At 59.8% G+C, this 12,122-nt stretch carries 14 protein-coding genes and 2 pseudogenes; 9 read left to right on the top strand and 7 right to left on the bottom strand.

Annotation, left to right across the window (positions count from 1 at the left end; all coding sequences use genetic code 11):
- Positions 1-123 (top strand): annotated as a pseudogene (locus AACX99_RS20870) (IS1595 family transposase); the annotation flags it as partial.
- A gap of 2 nt (positions 124-125) precedes the next feature.
- Positions 126-338: pseudogene (locus AACX99_RS20865) on the top strand (lytic transglycosylase domain-containing protein); the annotation flags it as partial.
- A gap of 164 nt (positions 339-502) precedes the next feature.
- Here the strand turns inward: AACX99_RS20865 and AACX99_RS20860 are convergent.
- Together AACX99_RS20860 and AACX99_RS20855 are read right to left on the bottom strand one after the other, a co-directional pair.
- Positions 503-778 carry an acylphosphatase gene (locus tag AACX99_RS20860; protein WP_339414339.1) on the bottom strand — a complete coding sequence of 92 codons (276 nt, stop codon included), beginning with the start codon at positions 776-778 and terminating at the stop codon, positions 503-505.
- A gap of 4 nt (positions 779-782) precedes the next feature.
- Positions 783-1,262, bottom strand: coding sequence for a TlpA disulfide reductase family protein (locus AACX99_RS20855; RefSeq protein ID WP_339414338.1), 480 nt, complete (start codon positions 1,260-1,262; stop codon positions 783-785).
- Positions 1,263-1,292: 30 nt separating this feature from the next.
- Between AACX99_RS20855 and AACX99_RS20850 the strand changes: the two genes are divergently transcribed.
- Both AACX99_RS20850 and AACX99_RS20845 read left to right on the top strand, forming a co-directional pair.
- The gene (locus tag AACX99_RS20850) at positions 1,293-2,702 is read left to right on the top strand and encodes a PilZ domain-containing protein (protein WP_339414337.1); all 1,410 of its coding nucleotides are present in this window, start codon (positions 1,293-1,295) and stop codon (positions 2,700-2,702) included.
- 138 nt (positions 2,703-2,840) lie between these two features.
- Positions 2,841-3,233, top strand: a complete 393-nt coding sequence (locus tag AACX99_RS20845) for a hypothetical protein (protein ID WP_339414336.1) — start codon at positions 2,841-2,843, stop codon at positions 3,231-3,233.
- Between the two features lie 49 nt (positions 3,234-3,282).
- On the opposite strand, the gene AACX99_RS20840 is transcribed toward AACX99_RS20845, so the two are convergent.
- Positions 3,283-3,495, bottom strand: a complete 213-nt coding sequence (locus AACX99_RS20840) for a hypothetical protein (RefSeq protein ID WP_339414335.1) — start codon at positions 3,493-3,495, stop codon at positions 3,283-3,285.
- Positions 3,496-3,662: 167 nt separating this feature from the next.
- Complete coding sequence (locus tag AACX99_RS20835) at positions 3,663-4,892, bottom strand: YihY family inner membrane protein (RefSeq protein ID WP_339414334.1); 1,230 nt, start codon at positions 4,890-4,892, stop codon at positions 3,663-3,665.
- 104 nt (positions 4,893-4,996) lie between these two features.
- Between AACX99_RS20835 and arsC the strand changes: the two genes are divergently transcribed.
- Genes arsC through AACX99_RS20810 form a run of 5 tightly spaced genes read left to right on the top strand, consistent with a single transcriptional unit; the run spans position 4,997 to position 9,093 of the window.
- On the top strand, positions 4,997-5,350 hold the full coding sequence (arsC, locus tag AACX99_RS20830; RefSeq protein WP_339414333.1) for an arsenate reductase (glutaredoxin): 354 nt from the start codon (positions 4,997-4,999) through the stop codon (positions 5,348-5,350).
- Positions 5,347-5,952, top strand: a complete 606-nt coding sequence (gene wrbA, locus AACX99_RS20825; protein ID WP_339414332.1) for an NAD(P)H:quinone oxidoreductase — start codon at positions 5,347-5,349, stop codon at positions 5,950-5,952. The genes arsC and wrbA overlap by 4 nt, the downstream gene beginning before the upstream one ends.
- Positions 5,945-6,355: a DUF2069 domain-containing protein gene (locus tag AACX99_RS20820; protein WP_339414331.1), complete on the top strand. Its 411-nt coding sequence runs from the start codon at positions 5,945-5,947 to the stop codon at positions 6,353-6,355. Before wrbA ends, AACX99_RS20820 begins: the two co-directional genes overlap by 8 nt.
- Complete coding sequence (locus AACX99_RS20815) at positions 6,355-7,059, top strand: alpha/beta fold hydrolase (RefSeq protein WP_339414330.1); 705 nt, start codon at positions 6,355-6,357, stop codon at positions 7,057-7,059. The genes AACX99_RS20820 and AACX99_RS20815 overlap by 1 nt, the downstream gene beginning before the upstream one ends.
- Before the next feature lie 54 nt (positions 7,060-7,113).
- A complete protein-coding gene (locus AACX99_RS20810; RefSeq protein ID WP_339414329.1) occupies positions 7,114-9,093 on the top strand; it encodes an ankyrin repeat domain-containing protein in 1,980 nt (659 codons plus the stop codon).
- Between the two features lie 63 nt (positions 9,094-9,156).
- On the opposite strand, the gene hda is transcribed toward AACX99_RS20810, so the two are convergent.
- The 3 genes from hda to AACX99_RS20795 all read right to left on the bottom strand — a co-directional run bounded on the left by hda (position 9,157) and on the right by AACX99_RS20795 (position 12,119).
- On the bottom strand, positions 9,157-9,861 hold the full coding sequence (gene hda, locus AACX99_RS20805) for a DnaA regulatory inactivator Hda (RefSeq protein WP_339414328.1): 705 nt from the start codon (positions 9,859-9,861) through the stop codon (positions 9,157-9,159).
- Positions 9,858-10,949, bottom strand: a complete 1,092-nt coding sequence (locus AACX99_RS20800; RefSeq protein WP_339414327.1) for an AI-2E family transporter — start codon at positions 10,947-10,949, stop codon at positions 9,858-9,860. The genes hda and AACX99_RS20800 overlap by 4 nt, the downstream gene beginning before the upstream one ends.
- A gap of 120 nt (positions 10,950-11,069) precedes the next feature.
- Positions 11,070-12,119 (bottom strand): DUF2066 domain-containing protein, encoded by a 1,050-nt coding sequence (locus AACX99_RS20795; protein ID WP_339414326.1) that lies wholly within the window; start codon positions 12,117-12,119, stop codon positions 11,070-11,072.
- Between the last annotated feature and the right edge of the window lie 3 nt (positions 12,120-12,122).

Raw genomic sequence — 12,122 nt, 5'->3', positions numbered from 1 at the left:
CGCTACCTCCCGAACTACCTGGGCTGGCGCCGCATGCTTGAACGCTATCAGCAGCGTATTCAGCCCGTTCACTGTATCCAGGAGGCGGTTGGTCGGACCATGCAACACGCGATTGGGACATAGCCTTCTGGAAAGCCGAACTGGGCCGCCCGCAAGACAACCTCACCGACAACGCCACCAACCTGCGTTATGGCTGCACCATCCTCAGCTTCTATCTGCGCAAGGAAAACGGCGACCTTAACCGCGCACTGGCGCGTTACAACGGCAGCCTGGGCAAACACACCTACTCGGCCAAGGTGGTCGGTTTCTGGCACGACTTCTGGTATGTCAAACCGTAATTGATAATCGAACCTGTATTACGATCTCGCGAGCTAGAGGCCTGCTAGGCGCTACGTCCGTAACAGCCTTCGGCTGGTCAAAGCGGCGAGGAAGCGGACTGGACTGCATCCGAGCCTGTTTTTAACGCAGCAGGGCCGACGCGCAACAGGTCGTAAACAGGTTCTCAGCGCCGCACGATAAATCCGGCAACACCCTGCAACGCCTGATCCTGCAGCTCCAGCGCATTCACCTCAGCAGCTGGTGGCCCCTGCTCTAACCAGCTCGCCAACTCGGTCACCGCAGCCTCATCGCCCTCGAACAGCACCTCGACCCGACCATCGACTAGGTTACGTACCCAACCATCAAGATCCAAACGCTCAGCCTGCTCTGCAGTCGCTTGGCGAAAACTGACGCCCTGAACGCGACCGCTGACGTAACCATGCTTGCAGATACGCGCCATGGTTCTAACCCTCTGCCTTGAGCGCCACCAGGCGAGCGGTCAGACCAGCCGCCGTCTGCTCACCCAACAGACGCTCACGCATGCGCCCCTGATCGTCGACGATATAGGTCACCGGCAGCACCTCGGCACGCGGCAACTGATAGCGCTCGGCCGGGTCCTGCGCCAGCACGGTAAAGGTAATACCCATGTCTTGCGCCGCTTGGTTCAACTTCTCACCCTGCAGCGCATCGAAATTCACTCCGAGCACCTGCACGGGTTGCTCCTTGAGCTGTTTTTCTAAGGCATTGAGTTCGGGAATCTCGGTGCGGCAGGGCGCACACCACTGCGCCCAGTAATTAATCACTAACCACTGGCCTTCCAGACGCTCAACCGCTACCTTTCGTCCATATTGATCGACGCCTATGTCTTCAGCGCAACCGGCCAGAATCAGACCTATGCCTACGCCCGCAACAGCACGAATGATCGCCTGGAAACGCATTCCCATGCATTCGCTCCCTGATTCCATAAGGTTGATATGACTTTAGATGCCTTGCGCCTGGAAGTGCCAGACATCCTCGAAACCGAGGTCGCGCCACTGGCTGACCTCAACGAGCAACTGGCCCAGGCCCGTCTGCAAGCGCCGGAACTGGCCTTGCAACAGGCGCTCGGCCTGCTCTTCAGGCTGAACCGCAGCGCCATGACCTTACTCGAAAGGCAGCGCGCACTGCAAAGCTTCAGCGATCAGTACCAGCATTACAGCAAAGCCTACCAAGGGGAGAATCCCCCGACGGCCTTGTTTGTCCATCTGTGCAGTGAACTGGCCATCGGCTTCAAACGTCTGCTGCTGCAAATCCTCCAAGGCCGCCAGCCCTCACGTCCGCATCTGGCCTGGTGCCTGTATATGGCTCAACATTTTCTCGCCCAGAGCCTGCTGCGCCACTATCAGCTATATCAGGAGCCGCCGCCCAGCCTGTGGCGCGACAGCCATCTGCTGTACTGGATCGGCGAACACCAAGACTGCCTGGACGAGCCAGTGGCTGCGGCGTTTACCCCACAACCGGCAAACACCATGCGCGGCATCTACCAGCAGATGCTGCTGTTGGCGTTGAGTAACCCATTCCACCTCGCCGACGGCGAATGTGCACTGCTGTTCGGTGCGCTCTCTCCGCTGGCCGGGCTGGCGCGATTGCTGCCTTGGGATGAGGACGAGGAAATCGAAGGGCCGACTATCGACCTCACCGAGGCACAACCCTGCCTAAGTTATGCCCAGACGCCCGAAGGCAGTGCTGACTGTTTACGCCGCTTCGAGCTGGGCGCCCTGCTGGTGGCCCTGCATGAGCCCGCGCCACTGCAGAGCAAGGCGGAACGCCAGTTGCTGGAACGCGTGCAACAACATTGGCTGGGGCGCCAGCAACGTCGGCATACGCGCGCCGACCATAGCTCGGAATGCAACCTAGTGGTCGGTCTACCTGCCATTCATGCCCAGCTGCTGGAACAACGACCGCCGCGCACCAGCGCGCAGATGCTCGACGCCAGCGCGGGCGGCGCACGCTTGCTGTGTAATGCTGATCAGGCTGTGCAACTGTCAGTTGGCCAGCTTGTGCTATTGATTACCGGCAGCGATACGCCGACCCTGGCTCTGGTGCGTTGGCGGCATCTGAACAGCGAAGGCCTGCACCTAGGTCTGCGCTACCTGAAAGGCTTGCCGCGCCCGGTCTGGCTGCGGCGCGCGCCCAGCGCCCAGACTCACCCCGGGGTGCTGCAAAGTACCCCTGCGCCTGGTAACGGCTGGCACCACGGCTTATGGCTGCCTAATGGGCAGTTTGTAGAAGGGGAAAATGTCTGGCTGCAACTGGCCAGCGCACACAACCAGGCGATCCTGCCATTGCCGACCGCCAACCTAATCACCACCTCCGTCACCCGCTACCCGATGCAGCTGGCTTAGGTGCTGTTGCCGATACGCTAAAACTGCGAGAAAGGTCACGCCGAACGTCGGCCGAGTGCACAGTTTCATCGCTCGGGCCAGGCTTATAATCATCGCACTCACGCTTGATGCGATCCGTTATTAGCCTGGAATACCACCATGACCCAAGCCCTCGATAAGTTGGTCGGCCCTGTGCCATCTGCCATCGTCAATCTCGCCCGCTTACAGGTCACCCCTTACGAAGGGCGCGTCGCTGAGTTCAATATAGCCGCCTGGTTGCATTTGCCTGGCCTGGCCAATCTGCCTGTATCCCTGTTGATCAGCTACCGTGACGGCACCGCTCGCCGTGAAGTAATGGTCGACCACGGCAAGGTTAACCAGCACAGCAAGATCCTGCTTTCCAGCGTGGCCCGCCTGCCGGTAAAGCTAAAGATCGAAGAAATGCAGGTGCGCCTGCGCTCTGCCGTGCCGGCGACTAGTCTGGTGGTCGAAGAGCTGTTTGTGCAAGCGGTCGAATTGCCACAAACCGATAGCCGCCAAGCACTCGCCTGATAGCACCCCGCAGCACACAAACCCCGCTCACTGACGCGGGGTTTTGCGTTTAGCGCGAGAGCATTCCTGCAGGCCCGCACTGGGTGTCAGAATCAGGTCGCGTAACAGTTTCAGAAGAGTCGGGCTGCTCAGTCGGGTTGGAGTTGACCAAGGACTGTGGCCAGCTGCTGAAGCGCAGGCCGGTGATGCGATTAAGGCGCTCGAGGGCCTCTTGCGGATCACGTTGATACAGATGAATCACTTTGCCTTTATTGGCTGTCATAACGCCTTCACACTCCGCCAATCCCTGCCCTGCTGGCAAGCTGATCGCTATCTGCAAGACAGATAGCCAGAAGCGTGCCAGCTTCCTTTTAACCGCATTTGGCGACCTCCATGGTCGCCAGTGCCATCATGCGCCATCAGCACAACGCCGCAAACTGACGTTTTACGTCACTTTGCCAGCTCAGCCTCTGGCTGCAACCACTTCGCAAGGTCTTCACCAAAGAGCGCAGCCTGCTCTTCCTGCAATTTCGTCAAGCCGCTGCGCAGCGCTGGGTACCAGACCTCATCGAGTTCCTCGGGCAAATTCTCCGCCCTTGGCATCGGCCAGGGACTGTGGCTAAGCAGTTGCTGCAACGAATAATGACCCAGATCGCGGCTTAACACCCAGGTGCCGGAACCGGTAGGTGCAATCAGTTTCTGCTGCTCGAGAAACACCAGAATCTCTTCCCACTCATGCTCAGCCAGCAACCAGCCCTGACGCTGCACATCCCGCAAACGCACTTTCAAACCCAGTTGCTGACGTTCGTAGAACACCCGCAACACACCAAGCACCATCAACAATCGCGGTACTGCACGTTGGCGCCATTGCTGGGAAAATCCCAGGTTGCAGACCAGCTCCGCACCAAATAGCACAATCAACCAGGACACGTAGATCCACAACAGAAACAGCGGCACCGTAGCAAATGCGCCATAAATCAGCTGATAACCGGGGAACAGGCGCACATACAGGCCGAACAGCATTTTCGCCACTTCGAACAAAATCGCTGTAAATAAACCGCCTAGAAGCGCATGTCTCACCGGCACCTGAGCATTCGGCACCGTGGCATACAACAGAGTGAATGCAGCCACGCTGAACAACAGCGGCATGAATTTCAGCAAAACCTGGGCCCCGAGCAGGGCATCCGGTCCGGAAATCAGCGACAGCGAGGTAAAGTAGGTGCTGATGGCAAAGCCACCGCCCAGCAGCAAAGGCCCCAGACTGAGAATCGCCCAGTACAGCAGAAAGCTCGATACGCCACGACGCGGCTGACGCACGCGCCAGATGGTGTTGAAGGTCTTCTCGATGGTCACCAGCATCCAGAACGCCGTCGCGGCCAATACCGCCACACCAATCCAGGTCAGTTGACGCGCCTGACTCGTGAAATCGCGCAGGTACTGCTGCAATGTTTCACCAGCAGAGGGCACGAAGTTGCGGAAGATAAAGCTCTGGATCTGCTCGCCGGTATCCTGAAATGCAGGAATGGCTGAGAGCATGGAAAAGGTTACCGTCATCATCGGCACCACCGCAAACAGCGTGGTGTAGGTCAAGGCCGCGGCATTGCTGGTGCCTCGGTCGGCAATAAAGCGCTGCAATAAAAAACGCCAGAATTCCAACAGGTTGTTAACACGCTGCCACATGCCCTTTCCTTAGCCATTTACCTGCCGTAACCCGCCTGAGAGGCAGGCGTAGATACCGTTAGCGGTTAGAATAGCCGCCACCGAAGGTAACCGGCGACCCGAACATGACCGCTATGACGCTCTACCATAACCCGCGCTGCTCAAAATCGCGCAGTGCATTGCAGTTGCTGGAAGACCGCGGGCTGAGCCCAACCATCGTGCGCTACCTGGAAACACCGCTGAATGCCGAGCAGCTGCAAGAGTTGCTGGACAGGCTCGGCATCCCCGCGCGGCAACTGCTGCGCACCGGCGAAGATGAATACAAATCACTGGGCTTGAATGACCCGCAATTGACTAACGCACAGCTGATCGACGCCATGGTCGGCCAGCCCAAATTGATTGAGCGCCCCATTCTGGTCGTTGGTGACAAGGCCGTCATCGGTCGCCCACCTGAAAATATTCTGGAGATTCTGCCGTGAGCGCACCCTATATTCTGGTGCTGTATTACAGCCGCCATGGCGCCACTGCGAAAATGGCCCGGCAAATCGCCCGCGGTGTTGAGATCGGTGGCCTGGAAGCGCGCCTGCGCACAGTGCCTGCGGTATCAAATGAGTGCGAAGCAGTGGCTGCAGATATCCCGGCAGAAGGCGCGCTGTATGCCAGCCTAGATGACCTGAAAAACTGCGCCGGCCTGGCACTCGGCAGCCCGACCCGCTTCGGCAATATGGCCGCGCCGCTCAAATACTTTATCGATGGCACCAGTGGCCTGTGGCTGACCGGCGGCCTGGTCGGCAAGCCCGCCGGCGTATTCACCTCAACAGCAAGCCTGCACGGCGGCCAGGAAACCACCCTGCTGTCGATGCTATTGCCGCTGCTGCACCACGGCATGCTGATCACCGGCCTGCCCTATAGCGAAGCCGCGTTACTGGAAACCCGTGGCGGCGGCACGCCGTATGGTGCAAGCCACCACGCCGGCGCGGATGGCAAACGCGCCCTCGATGAACAGGAAATCGCCCTGTGCCGCGCACTCGGCCAGCGCCTGGCGCAAACCGCGGCAAAGCTGGAGAGTGCCCGTGGCTAAAACCGCTAAACCGCTGCCATCCCTAGAATGGTTGCAACCACGCCTGAACATCAGCCGCGCGGTCAGCCTGCTGAGCTTTTTTAGCCTCGCGGCATTGTTACTGGCGTGGAACCTGTGGTTCGCCAACGTGCCCAGCAAACTGCTCTGGGTGATACTCGGCGTACAACTCGCCCCCCTACTATTGCTGGCACCAGGCCTGATCCTCGGCAACGCCCGAGCCCACGCCTGGGCCTGCTTTGTGGTCAACCTGTACTTTATCCAGGGCGTACTCGCCGCCTTCGATCCAAGCAAGACGCTGTACGGCTGGCTACTGACGGGGCTGAGCTTCAGCCTGTTCTGCGCCGCATTGATGTTTACCCGTTGGCGATTTCAGTACGAGCGCAAGTTGGCGGGCGAAGCCTGATGCGTTTGGTGTTGCTGCCGGGCCTGAACGGCAGCCATCGCCTGTTCGCCCCCTTGCTGCCCTTTCTCAGTGAGCGACAGGTAACAACCCTGGAGCTGCCGCAGCAGGGTCCACAGGACCCTGATAGCCTGGCTACAGCGCTGGCAGGGCAACTGGGCGATAGCCCTTTCGTCCTGCTCGGCGAATCCTTTTCCGGCCCCGTGGCCTATCGCCTGGCCCTGCGCCAACCGCAGGGGCTACACGGGGTGATCTTCGCCGCTTCGTTCCTGCGCTGCCCGCATCCACTGCTGCCATTGACGCGCTACCTGCCATTGCCCGGCAGCCTGCTAAACAGTGGCGCGCTATTGAAGCTATTCTGTCTTGACCAAAGGGCCAGTCCCGCGTTGCTCAAGCTGCTGCGCGAGGAAATCCGCCAACTCCCACACGTCCTACTGCGCGCGTGCCTGCGCAGCCTAAGTGACCTGCAGGAACCGACCCAGCCACTGGAACTGCCTTGCTTGCACCTGTTGCCACGCCAGGATCGCCTGATCAGCCGCTGCGCTGCAGCTCTGCAACAGTACTGCCTGAATTTGCAACAGCTGGCACTGGACGGCCCGCACTTCCTCCTGCAAAGCCAACCCGCTGCCTGCGCCCAGGCGATTAACGACTTTATCCAACGCCTGCCCCAGGAGCAGCTGATGCCCAAAGCGGGCACAACGCACTGATCTAGCAGTTCAGTCTTGCTATGCTGCGCGGCGCCCAAGGACAAGGAAGCCCACATGCCTAGCACTCGCCATCGACTGGCTCAGACCACCCTGCTCGCGCTTACCTGCGGCGCCTACAGCCTGTTTACCAGCGCCCACTCGATCAACTTCGACCCTGCCTGGCTGCGCATCGAACGCCGCGCCGTGCTCAACCAGCCCGAACGACCGGTCAGTGCCATGAGCCTGCTACGCCGCGAACAGGCCGATAGCCCGCCGCAATCATTCAAGAGCCTGCTCAGCGAACACAACGGTCTGTTCTTTCTCAACCTGTACCACGATCAGGCGTATCAGCAGCGCGCCTTCAAGTTGGGCCCACTGCCACTACTCAGCAGCGCCGAACTAAGCCAGTGTCGCCACTTCAGCGGAGTCGCCAATGCCGAAAAATGGGCAGGAGAAAGAACGCTTTCGCCCGAACTGAATCTCTACGAAATACGTTTCGACTGCGCGCAAGGTGAGTATTGGCAGAACACTGCTCTATTGCTGGTGGACAACGCCGTGGCCGGCACCCCGCGAATTGCCATCGGCCGCGCCAAGAACAAGCACAATGTCGAGTTCAGCGCCTGGCAAGCCGTTGCGCCGGAGCATACCCAGCGCTGGAGCGCGGCCCTGGAAGCCAGGCGTTTCGATTTCCAGAACTGGCTGCCACAGCCGCAGAGCGCACTGCACTTCAGCAGTGCAGAAGAAAGCAGTGAAAGTCCGATGCAGCAATTGCGTCGCCTGCATCAGGCAGCCTTCGACAGCAGTGACAAAGGCCCTCATCTGGAGCCCCTGAACAACTTTTTGCAGCGCCACGACTATCGCCAGCTGGGCCTGGAGGATACAAAGTATCCTCGCCTGCTGAACGATATCGGCCACTGGTTAACCCAGGCCGGGCAGCTGGAAGCAGCCCGGCCATTGCTGCTAGAAGTCCTGCGCCGCGAGCCACAGCGCATGCCAACGCACCTAAACCTGGCCGACCTCGACTGGCAACTGTTCCAAACTCATTCCGCCCCCTTCTATGCCGAGCGCGCTCGCGAGTACTACCGCATCTACTGCGGCATGCGCCTGACGAAAGAACTGCACATACCGCTGCGGGTAGCCGAACGCCTGCAAACCAAGCAGCTCAATGCGTCGCGGTGCCGAGCGCACTGGCCGCTGATATGGGCAATCGATACCGGCGACCTGGCCACAGTCCGCAGCCTGCTCGACAGTGGTATACCCGCGACAACGCTAGCCGAAGACGGCCGCAGCGCCCTGCTGCATGCGCTGGACAAACCCGAACTGACTCTGGCCGCCCTGTTGGTAGAACGTGGAGCCGAATTGCAGGGCCTTCACAACAACCTGCCGCTGGTCACCCATGCACTGCGCATGGATCTCAAACAACACAAGAACCTGTTGTATGCCGAACGCCTGCAGTTTCTTCTCGATAACGGCGCTGCAATTGATGAGGTCGATTACCAGGGGGGAACTCTGCTAATGCAGTTCTCTCGGGAAAAGCACGGATTGGAAACACTCTTTACTCTGCTCGAATATCCACAGAACCTGGATATCCGCGACCACCAGGGCAATACCGCGCTGTACTGGGCACTGCAATGGCAGAATCCGCAAGCAGTGGAGATGCTGATTGCCAAGGGTGCCGACCTCAACCTTCTCTACACAAAAGGCCGCTGCAGCAATGGTCGCGATATCCAGCACAGCGCTCTGCTGACACTGGCCGGCGACCTCGACACACAGCTCTCCAGCCCACAGCTGTTCGCCAGCATGCTCGCCTTGGGCGCAAACCCTGCACTGGGTCAAAGTTGCGAAATGTCAGGCTATGACCTGCTGCTGCAGGAACTGGTGACCAAACAACGGGCTGATCTACTCGGCATCCTCGCGCAAATGCATATGCAGCGTCCGCCACTGCACCCCAAGATCAGTGCAGAGGCGCACAAGCGCCTGCAGAACAGCCAGGGGGAAAAGCGCCAGCACGCGCAGCAGGTACTCGACGCCCTGCTCGCCTTGGGCACCAGCTAATCGACAGCCCCACACGAGGGCAGACAACATGTATGTGGTGAGGCCTGTCGAGCCGACTCAGGCCTACCAGCCCAGCGTTTCCTTAAGGAAAGGAATGGTCAGCTTGCGTTGGGCTTGCAACGACGCCTGATCCAGACGCTCAAGCAAATCGAACAGAGCGCTCATACTGCGCTCGCCGCGAGTCAGAATAAAACGCCCGACTTCATCACTCAAATGCAGGCCGCGCCTCGATGCACGCAACTGCAGGGCACGCAGCTTGTCTTCGTCGGACAGCGATTGCAGCTGAAACACCAGCGCCAATGTCAGGCGCGACTGCAGATCAGCCAGTTGCACCGGCAACTCGCGCGGCGAGCTGCTGGCGGCCAGTAACAGCCGCCGACCACTGTCGCGCAGGCGATTAAACAGATGAAACAACGCCTCTTCCCAATCACTACGCCCCGCCACCGCATCCAGATCATCTAGACAAACCAGCTCGCACTGTTCCAGATTGTCCAGCAGCGCCGGGCCATACTCGACCACCTCGGCCAGCGGCAGATAAACCGCCAACTCGCCGCGCTGTTCAAAACGCAGGCAGGCCGCCTGCAGCAAATGACTGCGCCCAACGCCCTCGCCGCCCCACAGATAGATCAGGCTTTCCGTCCAGCCGGCATCGGCTTCACACAGACGCTCGACATAGCCCAGCGCCGCAGCATTGGCGCCGGGGTAGTAATTGGCAAAGGTGGCATCATCGCGCAGACGCACACCTAGAGGCAGTTGTATGGGTGTCATGCTGGGTTAGGCGGCTCGTCGGAACCGCTGGCTGGCTCACCGTAAAGATCGGAAAGTTTATAGAAATCATGCAGATGACGCACTAACACCATAATCACTGCAGCCACTGGCAAGGCCAGTAGAACGCCAGTGAAGCCGAAAAGTTGGCCGCCGGCCATGATCGCGAAAATCACTGCTACTGGGTGCAGACCGATGCGGTCGCCTACCAGCAGAGGCGTCAGTAGCATGCCTTCGAGCATTTGCCCGACGATAAAGACTGCAGCGATACCCATCAGCGGGTAGAAATCCGGGCCGAACTGGAACAGGCCGGCTGTCAGGGCAGCGCCAATGCCTACAAACACGCCCAAGTACGGCACGATGCTGGCCAAGCCAGCCAGCACACCAATCAGCAACCCAAGTTCGAGGCCGATTGCCATCAGCCCGGTGGCATACATAACCCCCAGCGCCAGCATTACCAGTAGCTGGCCGCGTAGGAAGGCCCCGAGCACTTCATGGCACTCGCCGAACAACTGCACAACCAACCCTTCACGGCCACGCGGCAGCAAACTGCGCAGCTTGGCAACCATCAGGTCCCAGTCGCGCATCAGGTAGAAGCTCACCACTGGAATCAGCACCAAGTTAGCCAACCAGGCCAGCAGCGCCATACCTGAAGCAGTTGCCGTGGACAGCAGCATGCCGACGATATCGGTAGTCTTGTCCATCTGCCCACTAAAGGCGGCCTTCAGCTGGTCGAAACGCCAGAAGCCATCGCTCAATCCCAGCTTGAGCTGAATCCATGGCAGAGCCTGGTTCTGCACCCAATCGAGCATTTGCGGAGCCAGTTCGTACAGCCGCACCAGCTGCTTGCCCAGCATGGGCACCAGCACCAGCAGCAAAATGACCAACACCAAAGTGAACAGTGCAAAAACCACCACCACACCCCAGGTCCGCGACAACTTCCAGCGCTCCAGGCGATCAACCAACGGATCACCCAGATAGGCCAGCAGAATACCGATCAGAAATGGCGAGAGAATCGGCGCCAGCAAATACAACAACCCGCCCAGCAACAGCGCCCCGACTATCCAGATCCAACGATGCGAATCGATCATGCCCAGTGCTCCATACACCAACGTTTATCCAAAACTCCTTAACCCCACAGCCCGCTATATAAGAAAACCGCAGCTCTAAGCTGCGGTTTTCAAGTCAGGACACGGGGCAATCAGCGCAGTCTACCAGCGAAACCTCAGTACATTGTCACGCAACGCGGCCTGTCCCTCTGGATCAGCAGCAGTGGCAGGCGGCATCAGCGCCTGATCGGCATCAAGCACCGGTGCCCCTGCCGGTACTTCCTGCAAACGCGCCAGGCCCAGTTGCGCACGCAACTGCTCGGCATTGGCATTGATGGCAAAGGTCAGCGTGTCGCCCTGCACCTTGAGCAGTTGCGCGCCGAACGGCTCAAGAATGCGCTGCAACTCGGCATAGCGCGTCAGGTCGACGCCCTGCACTTCCACAGTCAAGCCAGTAGCGGCACCGGCAGCCACGATAAACCGTGGCGCCAGGCGCTGGTTGACTGCCAGCAGGATGGTATCGGCCAGAGCGGCCTGATCGGCGCCCTGCGCAGTGCCCTGCTCACGCTCGTCGCCCAGCCACAGGCGCCACTCAGCCTGCCACTGACCATTTGCTTCGCGCGCCACAACGGCCAGCAAGGCGTCAGCGGCGTAACGCTCGGAGGCTTCACGCAGGGCGACTGGATCATTCGCCGTGAGGTTTTCCGGCACCGCCACCAGTTGCTCGGCCAAGTCAGCCAATGGCAGACGCAGCGGCAGACCACGGTGCTGCGCTGCCTGATTGAGTGGTGCCGCAGCGGCTTGACCGTCGCCTAGCAGACGGCTGCCATCGCTGGCATCACTCAGCCACCACAGCAGAATGCTTGGACGATTCGCGCTCCACAGCGCCAAGCCTGCCTGACGCAGGCTGCGCTCGGTGCTCTGCGGGTCAAAGTCGACCAGCAGCTGCTCGCCCTCATAGCCATATTGGCTGACGATCTGTTGCGGGTCCTTGCGCAGCGCAGCCAGTGCCGGGTTCTGCGCCGCATCGGCCTTGCCGGTAAGGCGCAACACCAGGGTATCCAGCGCACGACCCAGGGCGGCAGCGCGCTCTTCCGGCTGCTGGCTGCTGACCGGCTCGCGGACTTGGTACAGATCACTCACCGGCGCGGCCAGAGCAGACAGGCAGGACAGCGACAAACAGGCTAGAAGCAGGCGAGCGGTTAAACGCATGGA

Origin of the sequence: Pseudomonas sp. EA_35y_Pfl2_R5, from assembly GCF_963970805.1 — a bacterium.
Lineage (GTDB): Bacteria > Pseudomonadota > Gammaproteobacteria > Pseudomonadales > Pseudomonadaceae > Aquipseudomonas.
The sequence above is the reverse complement of the archived record's forward strand: the minus strand, read 5'-3'. Positions and strand labels throughout refer to the sequence as shown.